The organism is Aquamicrobium terrae, assembly GCF_052978165.1.
Genome location: NZ_JBRKLZ010000003.1, coordinates 252,548 through 273,604 on the forward strand (window position 1 = coordinate 252,548; position 21,057 = coordinate 273,604).

Consider the following 21,057-nt stretch of genomic DNA (forward strand, 5'->3'; position numbering starts at 1 on the left):
GGCTGCCCGGAAAAAGCCCGGACGCGGCTGATGTAGAGACGGAAAACGCCATGCACAAGATGCCATCCGCAAGATGCATGGCGCAATCTCCCCGCTTCATGCCGCTCATTGTCTGGCGGGCGTGTCAGGCTGGATGCTGCTGGACGCTCAGGCCGCCATCTACCGTCAGGCAGGTGGCGTTCATGAAGGGACATTCGTCGGACACCATGAACACCGCTGCCATGGCGATTTCCTCCGGCGTGGCGATGCGCCCGCCGGGATGCAGGCGCATGGTTTGTGCCCGCGCGGCCTCGGGATCGTCAAAGCTGTTCCAGTAATCGATGTTCTTCTGCGTCAGCACATAGCCAGGGGCCAGCGCATTCACGCGGACCTGCTGCGGCGCATATTCCAGCCCCAGCGCCCTGGTCATGCCCAGCAGCGCGTGCTTGGCGAGCGGATAGGGGAAAGTGTGGGGAATGATGGTGAAGGAATGGGTCGAGGCGATGTTGAGAATGACGCCGCCGCCCTGTTCGATCATGCCCGGCAGGGCCGCCTTGCAGCAGTTCCACGCCCCTTTCAGGTTGACGTCGAAGCAGCGCTGCCAGGCGGCGTCGTCCATCTCCAGCGGCCTGGAGAACACGTTGATGCCGGCATTGTTGACCAGCGCGTTGATCCGGCCGATCTCGGCATGCGCCTGCTCGAAAGCCGCCTGAATGGCCGCCGCACCGGAAATGTCGGCTCGGGCATGGCCAAGGGTGGCGCCTGCCTCGCGCAGGGCCTCGGCCTCCTGGGCCAGCAGTTCGCCGTCCATATCGACGAGAAAGAGAGCTGCCCCCTCGCGGGCAAATGCCTGCGCGATGGCAAGGCCGATGCCTTGCGCGGCCCCGGTCACGAAGATGCGCTTGCCGATCAGACGTCCAGCCATGATGTTTTCTTCCTTATTGCCGGGATGTCGCTACCACTCGGCGAAGCTGCCATCGGCATGACGCCAGATGGGGTTCTTCCAGTCGTGGCCGATCCTGGCGCGTTCCTTCACATAGTCCTCGTTGATCTCGACCCCGAGGCCGGGGCCGTCGGGAATGCTGACGAAGCCATCCTCATAGGTGAAGACCTCGCGATTGGCGATGTAGTCCAGAATGTCATTGGACTCGTTGTAATGGATGTTGAGGCTCTGCTCCTGGATGAAGGCGTTATAGGACACCGCATCCACGTGCAGGCAGGAGGCCAGCGCAATCGGGCCGAGCGGGCAGTGCGGGGCCAGAGCCACATCGTAAGCTTCCGCCATGGCCGCGATCTTGCGGCATTCGGTGATGCCGCCGGCATGGGACAGGTCGGGCTGGATCACATCGACATAGCCGCCCTGCAGGATCGACTTGAAGTCCCAGCGCGAATAAAGCCGCTCGCCCAGCGCGATCGGTGTGGATGTGTGATTGGCGATTTCCTTCAGCGCCTCAGCATGTTCCGACAGCACCGGCTCCTCGATGAACATCAGCTTGAACGGTTCGAGCTCCCTAGCCAGCACCTTAGCCATCGGGCGATGCACGCGGCCGTGGAAGTCCACGCCGATGCCGATATGCGGGCCGACCGCGTCGCGCACCTGGCCGATTGTCTCGACGATGGCCTCGAGCTTGTCGTTGGTGTCGAGGATCTGCAATTCCTGCGTGCCGTTCATCTTCAGGGCGGTAAAGCCGCGATCGACCATGTCGCGCGCATTGGCGGCGACGTCCGAGGGGCGGTCGCCGCCGACCCAGGAATAGACGCGGATACGGTCGCGGCATTTGCCGCCCAGCAATTCGTGAACCGGCACGCCCAGCGCCTTGCCCTTGATGTCCCACAGCGCCTGATCGATGCCGGCCAGCGCGCTCATCAGGATCGGGCCGCCGCGATAGAAGCCGCCGCGGTAGAGGACGTTCCAGTGGTCCTCGATCAGGCGGGGGTCCTTGCCGATCAGATAGCCGGACAATTCATGCACGGCCGCCTCGACGGTGCGGGCGCGGCCCTCGATGACCGGCTCACCCCAGCCCACAATGCCTTCGTCGGTCTCGACCTTGAGGAATAGCCAGCGCGGCGGAACGATATAGGTGGTCAGCTTGGTGATCTTCATGGGCGGTTTCCCCGGGGCTTGCAGGCGCGCGCTTCAAACGCGCCGGATGGTGTCAGTCTGGCCGGCGGCTGCGCGGCGCAAGGCGGATCGCTCCTTCGAGGCGCTGACCCGGCTCCAGCAGCTTGAGATCGCCGAAACCGTCTCGGTTGTGATCGTCGGCCATGTGGCTCATCGGCTCGAAGCAGAAGAAGTCGGCATTCGCCTCCCCGAAGGGGGCATAGACGAAGACATGCGAAAACAGCGGATCGGCACTCACCTCCAGCTCCAGCGCGTGCCGGGAGTACCGGATCAGCGCGGTGCCGTTCCAGCCCGAATAGCCATTGTTGAGGCGAGCAGCGGGAAAACGCCTGGCCTTGCCGAAGTCGAACGCGCCTGCGGGGGCCTGGGCGGGTCCCGGCAGTGACCCGGCACCTTCGGGCCGCACGCTGGAGGCCGAGAATTGCAGGGTGGTGTCGTCGGCCAGCACGAAATAAGGATGCCAGCCGAGCCCGAAGGGCAGGGCGTCGTCGCCCTCATTGGTCACGGCCAGGCGCAGCGACAGCCGTTCGCTGTCGAGGCTGAACTGCTGTTCGGCCAGATAGCGATAGGGACCGTTTGCGCTCTGGTGGCGGTAGGCAAGCGTCGCGCCCGATGTGTCTTGGTCCTGAAGCGACCACTTTTCCAGCCAGCCGTCGCCATGGATGTAAAGCGGGTCGAGATCGGAATTCGGCTCCAGCGCATAAGTCCTGCCGCCGCAGGAAAAACGGTTGCCGCCCAGCCGGTTGCCGAAGGGAACCAGAGGAAAACCGGCCGTGTCGATGGGGGCGGTCGCGCCGGGCGGGCTCGGCCGTAGCAGGGGTGCGCCGTTTTCCGCCGCGCCCCACCACAGGCCGAGTATCGACCCGCCCTGCAGGCGCAGATGCGCCGTCATGGTGGAAGAACGCAGTTCGATCAACCCGGCCCCATCCATAGCGCGCGCCTCTGTCATGGTTAGAGCATTACATCCGGTTCGAACCGCCCGGCGAAAGGCAGGTCGAAAATGAAAGTCGCGCCCGACTGGTCGGCCTCGGACGTGTCGTCGAGCCCGTCGCTGGCGGAGGTGACGAGCATGGCGCGGGCCTGCGGGCCGATAAAGGCCGGGCAGCTTGCCTGCGAGGCAGGCAGGCTGAACGACGACAGGAACTCGCCCTCGGAACTGTATCCTGCGACGCAACCTGCGCCCCACAGCGCGATCCAGACATTGCCTTGCACATCGCAGACCGCGCCGTCGGGGCCTGCCCCTTCGGGAAAGCTGCTCAGGAAGGGCGAAGCCTCGCCCGTGGGCAGTCCGGTCTGGGGATCGACCGCCACTTTCATGACGGTGCCGAGCGCCGTGTCGGCGTAGTAGGCCGTGGTGGCATCGGGCGCAAAGCAGATGCCGTTGGAAATGGTGATGCCCTCATAGAGGCGGGTCAGTTTGCCGGCGCGATAGTGATAGATCGAACCCGCCCCCCGCTGTGCGTCCCGGCCCATGGTGCCAAGCCAGAACGCGCCGCTTTGGTGAACTCGCGCATCGTTGCAGCGGGTCAGCACATTGTCGGCCTCGATGGCCAGGTGCGGGTGCAACGTGCCGTCGGCGACCGTGCGGATATACAGGCCGTTTTCCGCAAACAGAAGCTGGCGCCGGTCGTCGATGCGGGCCAGCGCGCTGGCTGTGAAGGGGAGGTCGTGGACCAGCGTGCGGCTGTTGCGGAAGCGATGTTCCAGCAATTTGCGGCCGATGATGTCGAACCACCAGGCCGTGTCGGTGTGGCGGTCATAGGTCGGGCCTTCGCCGAGCGCACATGATGGCGCATCCAGCCTTGCCAGATTTCCCGGCTGGAGCGACTGGCTCATGCCGCTTTCCCGAACACCGCATCATATGCCGCGATGGTGCGTCGGGCGGCCGCGCGCACCTTGGCGGCGTCATCGCCGGGGCGATAGAGGCTGGTGCCCAGCCCGAACGTGCTGACGCCGACCTTGGCGTAGTCGGCGAAACTGGTATCGGAAACACCGCCGACCGCACCCACCACCGCAGTCGCCGGCAGGACGGTTCTGATGGCGGCAATGCCGGCGGGGCCGAGTGCGCCGGCGGGGAAAAATTTCAGTGCCGAAGCCCCGGATTTGAGCGCCAGAAGTGCTTCCGAGGCGGTGAAGCAGCCGGGCATGGAATAGAGGCCGGCGGCAGCGGCGGCGGCGATGACCTCGGGATCGGTGTTGGGACTGACCATCAGCTTGCCGCCGAGGTCGGCGAGTTGCTTGACATCGTCCGTGCTCAGCATGGTGCCGGCACCGATCAGGGCGCGGTCGGAAAACAGCTTCACCGCCGAGCCGATCGACACCCATGGCTGCGGCGAATTGAGCGGGATTTCGATCGCCTCGAAGCCTTCCTCGACCAGAACGGTGAGTATCGGCTCGACCTCTTCCGGCTTGATGCCGCGAATGATCGCCACCAGCGAACGCTTGAGGGAGGGCCAGGCGGGATGTGCAGTCATGTCATTCTCCGGAAACAGGATGAAGCTGGCGGGCGGCGGCCAGAAGCCCGGCGCGCACGGCCTCTTCGCCATCGATCAGGTCGACGCTGAAGCCGGCCTCTTCCATGATGGGCTTGTAAAGCGCGTTGAGGCGCTGCGAGGCGACCAGACCGGCTCTGCCGGCGCCGTACAATTCGCGCGCGGCGGCGATCTCGGCCCCGATCAGCACGCCCGACAGATGCGGTGCGCCGTCTTCGCGCCGCTCGAAGCCGAGCAGCTGGCTGGCGCGGATGGGAAACAGCATCGCCATGGCCTGGGAGGGCCGGGCCAGCGCCCGGCCGGCGGCGGCCCGGAAGGTCGGATGATCGGCATCGAACCGGGCCTGCGGTTCCAGCGCGTGCTGGAGGATGGAATGCTGGCCGAGCACGGCGAAGACTTCGCCGGTCATGAAGGAGGAAATGCCCGTGACGTGACCGCCTTCGAGGCTCACCCATTTGCAATGGGTGCCGGGCATGCACACCAGGCCGTCGGGGTGCGTGGCGGCAATGCCGGCCAACTGGGTTTCCTCGCCGCGCATCACATTGGCCGCGTCGGCCCGGTTTTGCGCCATCCCGGGCAGGATGCGCACGTCGCGCGGTTCGTGCGGCACGCGAACGGCCATGACCGCCAGCCCGTCGAGCGGGGCCGGAATGTCCACATAGGGCGCTTCTACCCAGCCCTGCCGGGCCCCCGCCATGCCGCTGATGACAACCGGCAGGTCGGCGCGCGCGCCCAGCTTGCCCAAGTGGTTTTCGAGCACCGAAGCAAAGCCGGCCTGCGATGAATGCATCATGCCCTCATCGCTCCTGCTTTCAGCCAGCACCGTCCCCTGCCGGTCCACCAGCCACAGGCGGAAGGAGGAGGTACCCCAGTCGATCAGTGCGCAGAAAGGCGTCATGGTTGTTCCGATATTGGTCAGAGGAAACGGCCGCTCACCTTGGGGCGCGCGGCCGTTTCGATTGTCAGCCGCGCGTCGCGATGGTGGATGAGCGCAGATTGTCGAGCAGTACCGCGAGCAGCAGGATCAGGCCGCGCACCACATACTGATAAAAGGCCTGGATGTTGAGCAGGTTCATGACATTCTCGGCAATGCCCATGATCATGACGCCGACGATGACGCCGAGCATGGAGGCGCGCCCGCCGGCCAGCGACACGCCGCCGAGAACGCAGGCGGAAATGACCGACAGCTCCAGTCCGGTTGCCGCATTGGGCTGCCCGGAGGTGATGCGGGCGGCCAGCAGGATGCCGGCGATGGCACAGATCAGCCCCTGCAGGGCGAAGATCCAGGTGCGCATCGAGGCGACATTGACACCGGCCAGGCGCGAGGCTTCCGGATTGCCGCCGATCGCCAGCGTGTTCTTGCCGAACACGGTGCGGTTGAGCACGAAGCCGAAGATGATGAACAGCGCGCCCATCACCCAGATCGGGGTCGGAATGCCGAAGAATTTGGACAAGGCAAGCTGGTAGAAATTGGGGTCGCCGATGCCGACGGCACGCCCGTCGGAGGAGATCAGCGCCAGACCGCGCACGATTTGCATGGTGGCGAGCGTTGCGATCAGCGCATTGACCTTGAAGCGGGCGATCACCACGCCGTTGAACAAGCCGACGATGAAACCGGAGGCCAGCGCCGCCAGAAGGCCGATCAGGATGGAGCCGCTGGCGTTAGAGGCCATGACCGCCATCATGCCGGTGAAGGCGACGGTGGAGCCGACCGAAAGGTCGAAATCGCGGGAAGCCAGGCACAGCATCATGGTGCAGGCGACGATGCCGATCGTGACTACCGACTGCAGCAGGCCCAGCATATTGCGCTCGGTGAGGAAATTCGGAACCGTCAGCGAGACCACGGCAAAGGCGATCGCGAACAGAACAACCAGTCCCTGTTCGCCGAGCAGGAGTTTCTTGACAGCCGTCATGATGCAGCAACCTTGTCGAATTCGTTTGCGGGAGCGGACGATCGATCGGGCAGGGCGGCCGCCAGAATGGCCCGCTCGTTGAACTCGCTCCTGTCGAGGGATGCGGCGATGTGGCCTTCGCACATCACCAGGATTCGGTCGGAAATGCCCATCACCTCCGGCAGCTCGCTGGAGACGACGACAATGACGATGCCGGATTCGGCAAGGCCGTAGAGCAATTCGTAGATCTCGGCCTTGGCACCGACATCGATGCCGCGGGTCGGCTCGTCGATCATCAGGACCTTGACGTTGCTCTCCGACAACCAGCGGCCCAGAATGACCTTCTGCTGATTGCCGCCGGACAGGTTGACGATGTCCTGCCTGCGCGAAGGGGTGCGAACCCTCAATTGCTTGATGATGCGTTCGGCCAGGTCGGCTTCCTTCGACGGATTGATGAGACCGACTGGCGAGAAATTGCGCCGGGCGGAGATGGTGATGTTTTCCTCGATCGAACGGCCCTGGATGATGCCGTCGAACTTGCGGTCCTCCGGGCACAGCATGACGCCGGCTTCGACGGACTTGCGCGGGCTGTTGCCGGACACGGCTTTGCCGTCGACGGTGACCGTTCCGGTGCGGCGCGTATCGGCTCCGTAGACGAGGCGCAGCAATTCCGAGCGGCCAGCGCCGATGAGGCCGAACAGGCCGAGAATCTCGCCCCGTCGCGCCTTGAAGCTGGCCGGCTGCGGCAGGAAGTGGCCGCTTACGCCGTCGACCGACAGGCGCGTTTCGTCTCCGATGGGGCGGCCGCGCCAAGCCCAGATGTCGATAATCTCGCGGCCGACCATTTCGGCGATGATCTGGTCGCGGGTGACGCCCTCAAGGTCGGGATGGTGGGCGGCCAGCCGCCCGTCGCGCAGCACGGTCAACCCGTCGCAAAGCTGGAAGATCTCGTCGAGGCGGTGCGAGATGTAGAGGATGACCTTGCCTTCCGCCTTGAGGCGGGCGATCAGGCGGAACAGGATTTCGCTCTCGCGCGACGACAGGGAAGATGTCGGCTCGTCGAGCGCGATGATGCGCGCATCGAGCATTATCGCCTTGGCGATCTCGACCATCTGCCGTTCGCCGATCGAAAGCTTCGCCACCTTCTGCGCCGGATCGATGTCAATGCCGATATCGGCCAGCTTGGCGGCGACCTGGTGGGTCAGGGCGCGCAGATTGACGACCCCGCCCTTGTTAGGAAAGCGCCCGAGCCAGAGATTTTCGGCCACGGTCAACTCGGGAACGAGCTGCAGTTCCTGATGGATGACGACCACGCCGGCATCGAAGGCATCGCGGGCGGATGCGTATTTCTGTTCGACGCCGTCTATGTGGATCGTACCCTCATTGGCCGGCTGGTCGCCCGACAGGATGCGGATGAGCGTGGATTTTCCGGCGCCGTTCTCGCCCATGATGCCGTGCACGGCACCCCTAGCCACGCCGAAGGACACATCCGACAGGGCCTTCACGCCGGGATAGGATTTGGAAATGTTGCGGAAGTCGAGAAATGACGCCATGACAACTCCGATGCGGGATCGACAGGCAAGGACAGGCGAACGCGGCCAGCGAAGCCGGCCGCGCCGTCAGCCAAATTATTCGATGCCAAGCTCCTTGCGGACGGCCTCGAAATTGTCGCGCAGCGCAAGCTGGCCCGAGGTGAGGATCAGCTTTTCCGGCTCCTTGCCTTCGGCGATCCAGTCGTACATGTTGACGGCGGTTTCATAGCCGTGGCGCTTCGGCGAGATGATAACCGAGCCGAAGAAGCCGGTAGCGTCGGGCTTCTTGAACTCATTGATGGCCGAGTCCGAACCGCCGATGCCGACAACGACCACATTGGCTGCGTCGATGCCGACGCTTTCGGTGGCGCGCACCGCCCCCAGCACAGCTTCGTCATTGAGGCCGACGGCGACCCAGTACTTGATCTGCGGGTTCTTGTTGAGCACCACAGTCGAGGCGTTCAGCGCGGCTTCGGTATCGGTCTTGGCCTGCGGCGCGTCGAAGATGTTGGCTTCCGGAAGGCCAGCTTCCTTCAGCTTGGAGAGCGCGCCCTCGACACGGTCGACGGCAGTCGGAAGCTGATCATAGGACACGCGGATCGCCCCGACGTCCTTCCAGTCCCAGCCGCGCTTGGCGACTTCGGCGGCGATGGCAGAACCAACGTCCTCACCGATCTTGGTTGCCGATATGCCCATATGGGCAACGTCTTCCAGCGGCTGGTTGTCAGGGCCGACGAGACGGTCGTCGACCGTCATCAGTTTGAGGTCCAGCGAAGCGGCCTTGGCGACAATGCCGGGACCAAGCTTGACGTCGGGCGTGCAGATGATCACGCCTTGAGCACCCTGTGCGCCGAGATTGTCGAGCGCGGCCTGGACCTTCTCGCCATCCTGGGCAGCGATCTTGACGAGGGTGAAGCCCTTTTCCTTGGCGGCGATGTCGGCAAACTTCCACTCATCCTGGAACCAGGGCTCTTCCGGTTGCTTCACGACAAAGCCGATCTTCACGTCGTCGGCAAAGGACGAAACCATGCTCATCAGGACGACTGCCCCTGCCAACAATATAGTATTGAGAAAACGCATAAGGATAACCTCCCGTTCCAGCCGCGTTAAGGCAATGACCGGGAAACTCTATGCATTATCATCACACCAGTCAACGGTTCTTGTATGATGAATGATTTCCTTTATAATCACGCGGCATGCCGCTAAGGCAGTGACGGAATCCGTAGCAAATACGGCGGAGGGAATGTTCGTGAATGGGTTGGAGCAGGATGCGCGCAGTGAAGTGATGACGATGGCGCGGCCCCGCGTGAAGAGCGGCGTGACGACCGCGCTGGCCCTGGACATCTGTACCTCGGTGTTCCAGCCCGGCTCCTTCCTGCCGCGGGAAAACGACCTGTGCGAACGCTATGGCGTCAGCCGCACCGTGATCCGCGAGGCCTTGAAGGTTCTGGAGGCCAAGGGGCTGGTGCGCGGCCGCTCGCGCGTCGGCACCGTCGTGTGCGAGCGCGACGAATGGAACATCATCGACCCGCAGCTGATCGAATGGCTGGGCGACACCATTCTCGAGCTCGGCCTGCTGGAATGCATTCTTGAGGCCCGGCAGGTGATCGAGCCGGCCGCCGCGGTGCTGGCCGCCGAAAAGGCCAGCCTCCAGGAGATCGCCGACCTGGAGCAGGCCTGGCAGATGATGCGCGACAGCGAGCACGATCCCGTGGCGTTTACCGAAGCCGATGCGCAGTTCCATGCCTGCCTGCTCAAGGCCAGCCACAACCAGGTCTTTGCCCAGCTTGCCCGCACCATCGAGGCGGCTCTCAACTACATGCTGCAGCAGTCCAACAACGCGGTCGTGACGCGCGAGGAGGCGGTCAGGGCCCATGGCCTGCTGGTGGAGGCGCTGCGCATGCGCGACAGCGCCGCCGCGCAGCGGCATTCCATGGGCATATTGGAGCTGAGCGCGCGCGACCTGAAGCTGGTGAAAGCCGAAACCGCATGAGCCGGCATGAGCCGGACTTGGCGGGCGTGCGCCTGATGCCGTCATGAGGAAGTGATCCATGTAGTCGGCAGTGTTGGTTGCTGACTATATCCCTACAGCTCACGTGCAATGTAGTCGGCCAGATGTTTTGCGGCATCGGAGATTTTCGACTGGCGGCGAAGAAGCAGCAGGTCAAGCTGGGGCAAGGGCGGAAAGCCGTCACGCTGCCCCAGCCGACGCACCCCCGGCTGCAGGGCGCACCGCGGGAAAACAGCCACCGCGAGCCCGGCAAGGACTGCCGCAAGCAGCCCTGCGATGGAATCGCTGACCGATACGATACGCCAGCGCCTGCGTGCGGAATCCAGTGCCTCGAGAGCCTGTTCCCGATAGACGCTGCCTTCCGGCAGAAGGGCAAGTGGCACCGCCTCGTCCGCCTCTGGATGGACTTCGGCGCCGGCGACCCAGACCAGCGGCTCGCGACGGACAAGCTGTCCTTCCATTCCCTCGGGCTGGCGCGTGACCAGGGCAAGATCAAGCTCGCCCTCCTGCAGGGCGGTTTCAAGATAGATGCTGCGACGGCAGCGCAGTTCCAACTCGATCCCGGGATAGGAGCGGGAAAACCGCGACAGAATGTCGGGTAGCAGATAGGCGGCGTAAAGATCGGGAGTGCCAAGTATGACGCGCCCCTCCAGCGGCGGGGAGGAGAAATGCTCCTGGGTCTCCTCGTTGAGCCGCAGGATAGCGCGCGCATAATGGAGCAGCATCTCGCCGTCGGCGGTCAGCACTAGGTTTCTGCGGTCGGGCCCGAACAGCGGCCGCATGATCGCCTGCTCCAGCCGGTTGAGCTGGTGCGTCACGGCCGGTTGGGTGCGGCCCACGCGCCGGCCGGCACCGGTCAGGCTGCCGGTCTCGACGACCGCCACGAATGTCCGGAGCACGCCTGGTTCAAAGTCGATCATCATAAATCCTGTGAATGACCTGGATGAAGAAAATAAATTTTTCTTAGAAGATCACAAGACCTAAGCTGACTGTGAGATCGGGCAGCGATGCTCGGCATTCGCCACCGGGCCTGGGAGGGCCGGTGCGTCATGGCAAACGGGAGGAATGGCCGACATGACGATTGCCCCAGCAGAGACCAGAGAACGGCGGTCCGAAGACGGGCGATCCACGGAAGGGCCAGATGAAACGAAGGCGATGGTGGCGGCCGTGGTCGGGCGCGCCCGGGTCGCCCAGGAGAGTTTCGCCGAGGCGAGCCAGGAACGGACCGACGAGGCGGTCAGGGCGCTCGCCTGGTCCCTCTACAAGCCCGAGCATGCCCGCGAGGTCGCCGAACTTGCCGTCATCGATACCGGGCTTGGCAATGTGGCCGACAAGATCACCAAGAAGCAGCGCAAGACCTTCGGCACGCTGCGCGATCTGCTGCGCGGAAAGTCGGTGGGCATCATCGAGGAGGATCGCGAAAAGGGCATCGTCAAATATGCCAAGCCGATGGGCGTGATCGGCGCGGTGACGCCCTCGACCAATCCGGGCGCGACTCCGGTGAACAAGGCGATGATGGCCATCAAGGGGCGCAATGCGATCGTCATCGCCCCGTCCCCGCTCGGCTACCGGACCACGGCGCGCGCCGTCGAGTTCATGCGCGCTGAACTCGCCAGGATCGGCCTGCCGCAGGATCTGGTGCAGATTCTGCCCGAGCCTGTCACCAAGGACGCGACCCAGGCGCTCATGGGTGCCGTCGACCTCGTCGTCGTTACCGGCAGCCAGGACAATGTGCGCCGCGCCTATTCCAGCGGCACCCCGGCCATTGGCGTGGGCGCGGGCAACGTGCCGGTGATCATCGATGAAAGCGCCGATCTCGACGAGGCTGCGCGCAAGATCTGCGCGTCGAAGATCTTCGACAATTCGACCTCCTGCTCGTCCGAAAACGCCGTCGTGATCGTCGACGCCGTCTACGACCAGGCCATCGCCGCACTGGAGCGGGCGGGCGGCTATCTCTGTGATGTTGCGGAAAAGGAGCGGATCGTCGGCACGCTGTGGCGCAACGGCAAGCTCAACCGCGATCTGATCGCGCGCGACGCGCCTATCCTCGCTGAGGCATTCTCCCTGTCGCCCGGCGCGCGGGATGCCGCGTTCTTCATGGTTGAGGAGAGCGGCATCGGGAAGGCCTATCCGCTCTCCGGCGAGAAGCTCGCGCTGGTGCTAGCCGTCTATCGTGCCCGGGATTTCGCGGATGCCAAGGAGACGGTGCGCCGAATCCTCGATCATCAGGGGCGAGGCCATTCCCTCGGCATACACACAAGGGACATGGACCACGCGCGCGAGCTTGCGGAAGACCTCGACGTCGTGCGGGTGCTGGTCAATTTCGCGCATACGTTCGGCAATGGCGGCGGGTTCGATTCAGGCCTCGGCTTCACCCTGTCGATGGGCTGTGGCTCGTGGCAGAAGAACTCCATCTCGTGGAACCTGAGCTATCGCGACTTCCTCAACATAACGCATCTGGTGACCGTCATTCCCGAGGATCGCCCCAGCGAGGAGGAACTGTTCGGACCGCACTGGGCCAGGTACGGGCACTGAGGAGGGCGCGATGAATTTCGTAGAGCATGTCGCCAAGACTTTTGTCCTCGCCCCCGCCGGCATCGCCGTGCCGAAGGGAAGCGTGGCCGACAGTCCGGCCGGTGCCGCCGCCGCCTTCGCCGAAATCGGCCCCTGTGTGGTCAAGGCTCAGGTGCCGACCGGCAAGCGCGGCAAGGCCGGCGGCATAAAAACGGCCGATACGCCAGACGACGCCCGCCGGACCGCCGAACAGATCCTTGCGATGACGATCGGCGGCCACCGTGTGAGCAGCGTGCTTCTGGAGGAGCGGGCGGAAATCGCGCGCGAGTTCTACGCGGCCGTCCTGCTGGACGTTGCCTCGCGCGGTGCCCTTGTGCTCTTCTCGGCCGAGGGCGGCATGGACATCGAGGAACTCGCCGCGACGAGCCCGTCGGCCATTCGCAAGCGCACGATTGCGCCGGGCGAGCGGTTCGGTGTCGAGGAAGCTGCAGCGATCCTGTCCGGGCTCGATCTCGGCAATGCCGCGCCGGCCATCGCCCGTGTCCTTTCTGCCCTCCATAGCCTCTTCGTGGAAAAGGATGCCGAGCTCATCGAGATCAATCCCTTGGCCGAACTGGCCGACGGGCGCGTGGTGGCGCTGGATGCGAAGCTCACGCTGGACGATTCGTCGGCGTCGAGGCAGCCGGAGCTGGCGGCCATGGCCGCGGAGGAGCCGATGAGCGAGCTTGAACGCCGTGGCGTCGAGGCGGGCCTGAAGTTCATCCAGCTCGAGGGCAATGTCGGGGTTCTCGCCAACGGCGCGGGCCTGACGATGACGACGATGGACGTGATCAGTCATTTCGGCGGCCGGCCCGCCAATTTCCTCGAGATCGGCGGCGAGGCCTATACAAAGGCCGAGACCGCGCTCGATCTCGTTCTGTCCAATCCGGGCGTCAAAAGCCTCGTCGTCAACTTCTGCGGGGCTTTCGCAAGGACCGATGTGATGGCCGAGGGGGTTGTCCGGGCGTGGGAGGCGCTGAAGCCCACGGTGCCGGTCTTCTTCTCCATTCATGGAACAGGCGAGGAAAGGGCGGTCGCGCTCGTGCGTCAGCAACTCGGCATCGAACCCTACGACTTGATGGAGGATGCCGTGCAGGCAGCGGTGGAGGCGGCCCGATGAACCCGCCAATGAACCTGATCGTGCGCCGGTCCACCAAAGTCCTCGTCCAGGGCATGACGGGCAAGCAGGGCACGTTCTGGACCGAAAAGATGATAGAGTGCGGAACTTGCGTCGTGGGCGGCGTCAATCCGAAGCGCGCGGGGGAAAGCCATCTCGGCCTGCCGGTCTTTGCCACGGCCCGCAAGGCGATGGACGAGGAGCCCTTCGAGGTCGCGGTCATGTTCATTCCGCCGTTGATGGCGAAGGCGGCCGCCATTGATGCGGCGGAGGCCGGCGCCCGATTGCTGGTCGCCTTGACGGAGCATATTCCGGCGCATGACGTGATGGAAATGCATGCGGCAGCACGCGCGTCGGGCATGCGCATCGTCGGCCCCAACACGGCCGGGCTGGTTACGCCCGGCGAAGCCTTTGTGGGTATCATGCCGGGACACAACTCGAACGTCTTCCGGCCCGGGCGCGTCGGCGTCATCTCGCGCTCGGGTAGCCTCGGTACGCTGATCTGTCTCAACCTGACGCGGGCGGGGCTCGGCCAGTCGGCCTTCCTGGGAATCGGCGGCGATCCGATGATCGGCACGACGACGCGTGATGCATTGCAGGCGCTGGATGCGGACGCGAACACGGATGCCGTCGTTCTCGTCGGCGAGATCGGCGGGTCGATGGAGGAGGAGGCCGCGGAGTATGCCGCGACGATGACGAAGCCGGTCGTCTCCTTCATCGCCGGCCGTGCCTCGCCGGCCGGAAAGAAGATGGGCCACGCCGGCGCCATCGTCAGCGGCGACAAGGGCAGCTATGCTTCCAAGCGCAGGGCGCTCGAAGACGCCGGCGCCAGGGTGGTCGATACGCCGGGCGAGATCGTCGGGGCCGTCCGCGCCGCACTCCAGGGTCGCCCCGCCCGGTTTTCAAAGGTGTCGGAGGAGGGTGCCGGCATGGAGAGAGATATGTCGGCACCGTCATGAACTGTCCCGGCATCCAGTAAGGATGCGTCAACGCAAGGCAATCGTCGCAAGAAACGATCCTTGCCCAAGTGGAGGAGAAGAACGATGTTCAAGAAGATGGCAATGGCAGGCGCGTTTGCCGTGCTTGCATCGGTTGTCGGTGCCGGACCGGCTCTGGCGCAGGACTATCCGGCCCGGCCCGTGGAACTGGTGGTTCCCTGGGGACCGGGCGGCGGCGCCGACCAGCTCGCGCGCCTCGTCGGAAAGATGCTCGAATCGGAGCTCGGTGTCGGTATTCCCGTGGTCAATGTGCCGGGCGGCACCGGTGCCACGGGCATGGCCAAGCTTCTCGCCTCGCCCGCCGACGGGTACTCCATGGCCATCTATATCGCCGACAGCCACGCCTTGCTGGCCGGCACCGGTGCGCGCTGGAGCATGGACGACATCGTTCCTGTCGCGGTCATGATCCAGGGGCCGTCGTTCCTGTTCGCACCCAAGAACAGCCCGTATGCGACCTGGGCCGATTTCGAGGCGGCCGCCAAGGCCAAGCCGGATACGCTGAAGGTAGCCACGCTCGGCTTCGGCAGCGTGGACGATTTCAGCCTGCGCACGCTGGCCGCGAAGGACGTGAAGGTCGTGCAGGTTCCCTTCGCCAAGCCCGGCGAAAGATACATCTCCATCCTCGGCGGTCATGCCGATCTGCTCTATGAGCAGGCGGGCGACGTCCGGCAGTTCCTCGACAGCGGCGAGATGCGGCCGCTGATGATATTCGGCGAGGAGCGGATGGAGGCCTTCCCCGACGTTCCCAGTTCGAAGGAGCTGGGCTACGATGTGGCATTGCCGCAGTTCCGGGCGATCGTCGTGCGCAGCGGCACGCCGCCCGAGGCGATCGAGAAATTGTCGGCGGCGCTCGCCAAGGTCGCGGCGGCCGACGAGTACAAGGCCTTTCTCGAGGAGCAATACGGCGTTGCGAACAGTTTCCTGACCGGCCAGGAGGCGGCGGATTTCATGGCACGCCAACTGGAGGACATGAAGCGGGCCGCCGCCTTGCAATAAAGCAACCGCGGAACTGGCGGCCAATCGGGGAGGAACGACATGGAACGCCTGAAGACGACGGCCTGGCTGCCCTATGCAGTGATGCTGCTGGTGGCGGTTTTCTTTTGGTTCATAGCCGACGGGATCGACTATGCCGCGCGGCCGGGCACGTTGGGGCCGGATTTCTGGCCCAAGGCTGCTATCCTGCTGATCGGGATCACCTGCGCCTATGAACTTGCCAGGGCGTTCTTCCTCGGCCGGTCGAACGATACGCAAGGTCTCGCCGCCACCCTGACCTCCGCTGACGATGCGGAGGAAGAGGTCTCTGCGAAGTACCCGCGTCTTCTGGTAGCCGGGGCGGCGCTCACCGTGGCCTACGGTCTCCTGTTGCCCTGGCTCGGCTTTCCACTCACGACATTCCTGTATTTCGTCTGTTTCATGTATGTGGGGCGCTATCGCAGGCATCTGGCGATATGGCTCAACGCGGCGCTGGGCACGCTGGTCTTCTGTATCCTGTTCATGCGCCTTGTCTATGTCTCGCTGCCGCGAGGCGTACCGCCATTCGACCGAGTTACCGACCTGATCGTCAATATGTTCTGACCGAACAAGGTTGAGGAGAGCGCGATGCTCGACATCCTTACGCAACTGGGAGCAGGCTTCCTGGCTTGCTTTACTCCTGTCCACATGGCCGTGCTCGTGCTTGGTATCCTGATCGGCCTGCTGGTCGGGGTCCTGCCCGGTCTGACATTGGTCATGGGCGTCGTGTTGTTCCTGCCCTTCACCTACCAGATGGACATCACCTCCGCGATCATCCTGCTGACCGCCATGTATGTCTCGGGAACCTATGGCGGCGCGTTCACCTCCATCCTGTTTCGCATACCGGGCGAGCCGATCCACGTCCCGCTGCTTTGGGACGGCTACGCGATGGCGCAGAAGGGCCAACCGGCCAAGGCTCTGGGCTGGACGCTGGTCGCGGCGCTGGTTGGCGGCCTCATCTCCGGCATCATCATGGTGTTCATGACGCAACCTGTCGCCAGTTTCGCCCTGCGCTTCTCGTCACCGGAATATTTCGCCATCGTGCTGTTCGGGCTGGCGAGCGTCATCGCGCTGGGTGGCAGCTCCCTCAGCAATGCGCTCGTCAGTCTCGGGCTCGGCTTGCTGGTGGCATCGGTCGGCAGCGATGCCACCTATGGCGCCTATCGTTTCACCTTCGACCTGCCGATCCTCGCCGACGGCATCGAGTTCCTCGTCGTCATGGTCGGCGCCTATGGTGTCGGTGAGGTGTTGTCGCGGCTTGAGACCGGATTCACGACCAAGACGATCGACACCCGTTCCGGCGCGAAGACCCAACTGCCCTCCTTGCGCGAGATGTTGGGATTCAAGATGCTGTTCCTGCGTTCCTCCGTGCTGGGAAACATCGTCGGCATTGTACCGGGGGCCGGTGCGACCATCGCTTCCTTCGTCTGCTACGGCGTGGAATCACAGCTCGACAGGGGCAAGAAGAGACTTGGCAAAGGTGTTCCGGAAGGCATCGTGGCGCCGCAGGCTGCCGCCACCGCTTCCGTCGGCGGTGCGCTGGTTCCTCTGCTCGCGCTCGGCATACCGGGATCGGGCGCGACCGCGGTGATCATGGGCGCCTTCATGCTGCACGGCGTCCAGCCCGGCCCACAGGTGCTGCTGACGTCTGCCGACATGGTCTACACCATCTTCGCTTCGCTGTTCCTGGGCGTCGTGCTGATGTGCGTGCTCGGCTATTTCGCGATCCGCCCGCTGGTCAAGGTGCTCGACCTGCCGGAAGCCGTGGTCTCGGCCTTCGTCATGGTCTTCTGCTTCGTCGGGGCCCTGTCGATCCGCTCCAACATCACCGACCTGTGGCTGATGATCGCGTTCGGCTTCGTCGGCTATGCCTTCGAGCGGTTGCGCTTCCCGATCGCGCCCATGGTGCTCGGCGTGATCCTTGGCCCGCTGGCGGAGGAGGCGTTCATGAACTCCATGATAAGCTTCGGAAACGACTGGACCGTCTTCTTCACGCGGCCCATCTCGGGCACCATCATGGCAGTCATCGTGCTGATCCTGGTGCTGCCGTTCATCGGGCGGATATGGCGGCGGCCCGGTCCCGGCGCTGGCCGCGAGGACGCCGGATTGCAACCTTGAAGATAGAAATGAGACGCGGCCGGCGCTCGATGCGGGGCATGCCGGCCGCCCGCCACTGCAAGCTACAGGAACGACGACGATGAAGATGACGACGGAAGAAGCGTTTGTGAAGGTCTTGCAGATGCATGGGATCGAGCATGCGTTCGGGATCATCGGTTCAGCGATGATGCCGGTTTCGGACCTGTTTCCGAAGGCGGGGATCACGTTCTGGGACTGCGCGCACGAGACCAATGCGGGTCTGATCGCGGACGGCTATGCGCGCGCGACGGGCAAGATGTCGATGGCGATCGCCCAGAACGGACCGGGCGTGACCGGCTTCGTGACGGCGATCAAGACGGCCTACTGGAACCACACGCCGATGGTGCTGGTGACGCCGCAGGCGGCCAACCGCACCATGGGCCAGGGCGGCTTCCAGGAGGTGCCGCAGATGGCGGTGTTCGAGGACATGGTGTGCTACCAGGAGGAGGTGCGCGATCCCGCGCGCATTCCCGAGGTGCTCAACCGGGTGATCGAGAAGGCCTGGCGGGCGAGCGCGCCGGCCCAGATCAACATCCCGCGCGACTACTGGACCCATGTCATCGACGTGGAGCTGCCGCAGATCGTGCGGCTGGAGCGGCCGGCCGGCGGCAGCGAGGCGATCGCGGCGGCGGCGAAGCTTCTGTCGGAGGCGAAGTTCCCGGTCATCCTCAACGGCGCGGGCGTGGTCATCGGCGGGGCGATCGCGGATTCCGTCGCCCTTGCCGAGCGGCTCGACGCGCCGGTGTGCTGCGGCTACCAGCACAATGACGCCTTTCCCGGCGAGCATCGCCTTGCGGTGGGTCCGCTCGGCTACAACGGTTCCAAGGCGGCCATGGAGCTGATCGCGAAGGCCGACGTGGTGCTGGCGCTCGGCACCCGCCTCAACCCGTTCTCGACGCTGCCCGGCTACGGCATCGACTACTGGCCGAAGGAAGCGAAGATCATCCAGGTCGACATCAACCCCGACCGCATCGGGCTGACCAAGAAGATCAGCGTCGGCATCTGCGGGGATGCGAAGCAGGTGGCGCGCCAGATCCTGGAGCAGCTTTCGGCGACGGCGGGCGATGCGGGGCGCGAGGCGCGCAAGGCGGCGATCCACCAGACCCGCTCGGCCTGGCTGCAGCTTCTGTCGTCGATGGACCATGAGGACGACGATCCGGGCACCAGCTGGAACGAGGAGGCGCGGGCCCGCGACAAGGGCCTGATGTCGCCGCGCCAGGCATGGCGGGCAATCCAGGCGGGCATGCCCAAGAACGCCATCATGTCGACCGACATCGGCAACAACTGCGCCATCGGCAACGCCTATCCGTCGTTCGGGGAGGGGCGCAAATATCTGGCGCCGGGCATGTTCGGTCCCTGCGGCTATGCCTTCCCGTCGATCATCGGGGCCAAGATCGGCTGCCCGGACGTGCCGGTGGTGGGCTTTGCCGGCGACGGGGCCTTCGGCATCTCGATGAACGAGATGACCTCGATCGGGCGCGAGGAGTGGCCGGCGATCACCATGGTGGTGTTCCGCAACTACCAGTGGGGCGCGGAAAAGCGCAACACCACGCTGTGGTACGACAACAACTTCGTGGGCACCGAGCTGAACCGCAACTTCAGCTACGCGAAGGTGGCGGAGGCCTGCGGCTTCAAGGGGGTCGTGGCCGACACGCCGCAGAAGGTGACCGATGCCATCCGCACCGCCTGCGAGGAGCAGGCCAGGGGCATCACCACCTTCGTCGAGGTGGTGCTCAACCAGGAGCTCGGCGAGCCCTTCCGCCGCGACGCCATGAAGAAGCCCGTCCCCGTCGCAGGCATCGAAAAGGCCGACATGAAGCCCCAGCAGCCAATCTGAGGAGGGCAATTTCGCCAACGTCTGGAACAGGTAAAGTGTCATCTGGCCGAAGGTGCATTTCCGGTGATCAAGACTGATGTGATTACCGGTTGTCCCTTCACCTTCGCCATCTTCAACATTTCGCTTCTGTTAAAGCCTGTCGAGATGATGACGTTGCCTCTCGAATTTCAATTATCTGCGCTTCAACTTTAACTGGGCGGCGGCGATATTGAATATTGTCATCACCTCCGTCGGGTCCCGATCTATTCTGTTGTGCCGAGGAAGGACGCACCATAGCCAGATACGCCATTGTTCATGAGTGCAATTATTCGTTTTCCGGTGCATGCGTATCAGGCATGGTGCTCGATGCGATCAGAACATAATCAATCTCAAATTTGGCCAAGCGCCGATGCGCCATAGGACCAGAAAGACGAGCGATACACCTAACATGAATAGCAGATAGAGGTCAGGCGCCGTTGCGCGAAGAGTGACAGAGATGGCGGCGATCAGCGATGCAAGGTAGATCTCCTCCGTCATCCCCCAGAAGGTCGATAAGCACTCACACCATAAACATGATTATTTCTTTCGCCGGCCATCGCCAGCCGACGACATAGACGGCAAAGGCGGTGACGGCGATCGGCACCAGAACGAGCAGCTGGCTGGGATGCGGTTTTGTCCTCAGCCCCATTCCGCTATCCGCGTCCTGCGCGACGAACCGTCACCACGTTGCGCAACCTTGAAGGCTTCCTCGCCGATATCGCGCAGTCGCCGATGTTCCGACGAACCGGGATCGACACTGGCCAGTTCGATCAGGCCACCGAGCAGGAAGGCGCGGTCGGCGTTTGACAATCCCGCCCTGACGACGATTGCGCCGAGCAGGAACGTCTGGCGGGCTTCGCGCTTGCGCTCAGCCGTCATGAGAAGCCGCCGCCGCCGCTCCAGTTGCATCGGCTGCCGGTCGAGGCGCCCGCGCTCCGGCAGCTTCCTTCTTTGCATCCTTTCGAAACCGCGCGGCGATGTCTTCGAAGATGCGCTCGACCTCCTCGTCCGCGATCTCCATCTCGGCCAGTCCCGCTTTCGTGGCGGCGCGGGCAAACCGCTCGGCGGATTTTACTATCAGTATCCGTTTGCGTTCACGCAGCTTCTCGATCTGGGCATCGATGTCGGAGATTGAGGGTTTTGCGGCCATCCTTGCGTCCCTTCCCGTCGGATGAATGTGGATGGCAGAGATTATACTATCTGGAAGAAAATAGTAAAACAGGCTATGTTGCCTCATCCCGAACACGTCGCAGCCGCAGTTGCAAGCCGGTGCCGTCTTGCGGAGACGCGGCACCGGGCCCTGCGGCCCGTTTGGTTCGAGGGCGCAATATACGTCGCTGACGCGACGTGCCTGCTGGA

General features: G+C 64.1%; 21 protein-coding genes. 8 read left to right on the plus strand and 13 right to left on the minus strand.

Going from position 1 to position 21,057, the window contains the following annotated elements; all coding sequences use genetic code 11:
• Positions 1-124 precede the first annotated feature (124 nt).
• From ACVCNR_RS24300 to ACVCNR_RS24340, 9 genes are all read right to left on the minus strand, one after another.
• The gene (locus ACVCNR_RS24300; RefSeq protein WP_447076844.1) at positions 125-904 is read right to left on the minus strand and encodes an SDR family oxidoreductase; all 780 of its coding nucleotides are present in this window, start codon (positions 902-904) and stop codon (positions 125-127) included.
• A 30-nt stretch (positions 905-934) separates the two neighbouring features.
• Positions 935-2,083, minus strand: coding sequence for a galactonate dehydratase (gene dgoD, locus ACVCNR_RS24305; RefSeq protein WP_447076845.1), 1,149 nt, complete (start codon positions 2,081-2,083; stop codon positions 935-937).
• Positions 2,084-2,135: 52 nt separating this feature from the next.
• Complete coding sequence (locus tag ACVCNR_RS24310) at positions 2,136-3,050, minus strand: aldose 1-epimerase (RefSeq protein ID WP_447076847.1); 915 nt, start codon at positions 3,048-3,050, stop codon at positions 2,136-2,138.
• Positions 3,051-3,052: 2 nt separating this feature from the next.
• Positions 3,053-3,937, minus strand: a complete 885-nt coding sequence (locus ACVCNR_RS24315; protein ID WP_447076849.1) for an SMP-30/gluconolactonase/LRE family protein — start codon at positions 3,935-3,937, stop codon at positions 3,053-3,055.
• On the minus strand, positions 3,934-4,575 hold the full coding sequence (locus ACVCNR_RS24320; protein ID WP_447076850.1) for a 2-dehydro-3-deoxy-6-phosphogalactonate aldolase: 642 nt from the start codon (positions 4,573-4,575) through the stop codon (positions 3,934-3,936). The genes ACVCNR_RS24315 and ACVCNR_RS24320 overlap by 4 nt, the downstream gene beginning before the upstream one ends.
• Before the next feature lies 1 nt (position 4,576).
• A complete protein-coding gene (locus ACVCNR_RS24325) occupies positions 4,577-5,491 on the minus strand; it encodes a 2-dehydro-3-deoxygalactonokinase (protein ID WP_447076851.1) in 915 nt (304 codons plus the stop codon).
• A 64-nt stretch (positions 5,492-5,555) separates the two neighbouring features.
• Entirely contained in the window at positions 5,556-6,506 is a 951-nt protein-coding gene (gene araH / locus ACVCNR_RS24330) for an L-arabinose ABC transporter permease AraH (protein WP_354197838.1), read from the minus strand.
• A complete protein-coding gene (gene araG, locus ACVCNR_RS24335) occupies positions 6,503-8,038 on the minus strand; it encodes an L-arabinose ABC transporter ATP-binding protein AraG (protein WP_447076852.1) in 1,536 nt (511 codons plus the stop codon). The genes araH and araG overlap by 4 nt, the downstream gene beginning before the upstream one ends.
• Positions 8,039-8,113: 75 nt before the next feature.
• Positions 8,114-9,052 carry an arabinose ABC transporter substrate-binding protein gene (locus ACVCNR_RS24340; protein WP_435521598.1) on the minus strand — a complete coding sequence of 313 codons (939 nt, stop codon included), beginning with the start codon at positions 9,050-9,052 and terminating at the stop codon, positions 8,114-8,116.
• A gap of 214 nt (positions 9,053-9,266) precedes the next feature.
• Between ACVCNR_RS24340 and ACVCNR_RS24345 the strand changes: the two genes are divergently transcribed.
• Positions 9,267-10,010 (plus strand): FadR/GntR family transcriptional regulator, encoded by a 744-nt coding sequence (locus ACVCNR_RS24345; protein ID WP_435521599.1) that lies wholly within the window; start codon positions 9,267-9,269, stop codon positions 10,008-10,010.
• A 92-nt stretch (positions 10,011-10,102) separates the two neighbouring features.
• On the opposite strand, the gene ACVCNR_RS24350 is transcribed toward ACVCNR_RS24345, so the two are convergent.
• Positions 10,103-10,948 carry a LysR substrate-binding domain-containing protein gene (locus ACVCNR_RS24350; RefSeq protein ID WP_354197846.1) on the minus strand — a complete coding sequence of 282 codons (846 nt, stop codon included), beginning with the start codon at positions 10,946-10,948 and terminating at the stop codon, positions 10,103-10,105.
• 154 nt (positions 10,949-11,102) lie between these two features.
• On the opposite strand from ACVCNR_RS24350, the gene sauS reads away from it, so the two are divergent.
• The 7 genes from sauS to xsc all read left to right on the plus strand — a co-directional run bounded on the left by sauS (position 11,103) and on the right by xsc (position 19,680).
• Positions 11,103-12,563 (plus strand): acylating sulfoacetaldehyde dehydrogenase, encoded by a 1,461-nt coding sequence (gene sauS, locus ACVCNR_RS24355; RefSeq protein WP_354197848.1) that lies wholly within the window; start codon positions 11,103-11,105, stop codon positions 12,561-12,563.
• A 10-nt stretch (positions 12,564-12,573) separates the two neighbouring features.
• Entirely contained in the window at positions 12,574-13,701 is a 1,128-nt protein-coding gene (locus ACVCNR_RS24360; RefSeq protein WP_447076853.1) for a succinate--CoA ligase subunit beta, read from the plus strand.
• Positions 13,698-14,657, plus strand: coding sequence for a succinate--CoA ligase subunit alpha (gene sucD, locus ACVCNR_RS24365; protein WP_447076854.1), 960 nt, complete (start codon positions 13,698-13,700; stop codon positions 14,655-14,657). The genes ACVCNR_RS24360 and sucD overlap by 4 nt, the downstream gene beginning before the upstream one ends.
• Before the next feature lie 84 nt (positions 14,658-14,741).
• Positions 14,742-15,692, plus strand: coding sequence for a tripartite tricarboxylate transporter substrate binding protein (locus tag ACVCNR_RS24370; RefSeq protein ID WP_447076855.1), 951 nt, complete (start codon positions 14,742-14,744; stop codon positions 15,690-15,692).
• A 39-nt stretch (positions 15,693-15,731) separates the two neighbouring features.
• A complete protein-coding gene (locus ACVCNR_RS24375; RefSeq protein ID WP_354197855.1) occupies positions 15,732-16,271 on the plus strand; it encodes a tripartite tricarboxylate transporter TctB family protein in 540 nt (179 codons plus the stop codon).
• A 24-nt stretch (positions 16,272-16,295) separates the two neighbouring features.
• Positions 16,296-17,825: a tripartite tricarboxylate transporter permease gene (locus ACVCNR_RS24380; protein WP_447076856.1), complete on the plus strand. Its 1,530-nt coding sequence runs from the start codon at positions 16,296-16,298 to the stop codon at positions 17,823-17,825.
• A gap of 79 nt (positions 17,826-17,904) precedes the next feature.
• Positions 17,905-19,680 (plus strand): sulfoacetaldehyde acetyltransferase, encoded by a 1,776-nt coding sequence (gene xsc / locus ACVCNR_RS24385; protein ID WP_447076857.1) that lies wholly within the window; start codon positions 17,905-17,907, stop codon positions 19,678-19,680.
• A 538-nt stretch (positions 19,681-20,218) separates the two neighbouring features.
• On the opposite strand, the gene ACVCNR_RS24390 is transcribed toward xsc, so the two are convergent.
• The 3 genes from ACVCNR_RS24390 to ACVCNR_RS24400 are packed head-to-tail and all read right to left on the minus strand — an operon-like array spanning position 20,219 to position 20,848.
• Complete coding sequence (locus ACVCNR_RS24390) at positions 20,219-20,347, minus strand: hypothetical protein (protein ID WP_447076920.1); 129 nt, start codon at positions 20,345-20,347, stop codon at positions 20,219-20,221.
• Positions 20,338-20,577, minus strand: a complete 240-nt coding sequence (locus ACVCNR_RS24395) for a conjugal transfer protein TraD (protein ID WP_447076858.1) — start codon at positions 20,575-20,577, stop codon at positions 20,338-20,340. Before ACVCNR_RS24395 ends, ACVCNR_RS24390 begins: the two co-directional genes overlap by 10 nt.
• Positions 20,567-20,848 (minus strand): TraC family protein, encoded by a 282-nt coding sequence (locus ACVCNR_RS24400; RefSeq protein WP_447076859.1) that lies wholly within the window; start codon positions 20,846-20,848, stop codon positions 20,567-20,569. The genes ACVCNR_RS24395 and ACVCNR_RS24400 overlap by 11 nt, the downstream gene beginning before the upstream one ends.
• Between the last annotated feature and the right edge of the window lie 209 nt (positions 20,849-21,057).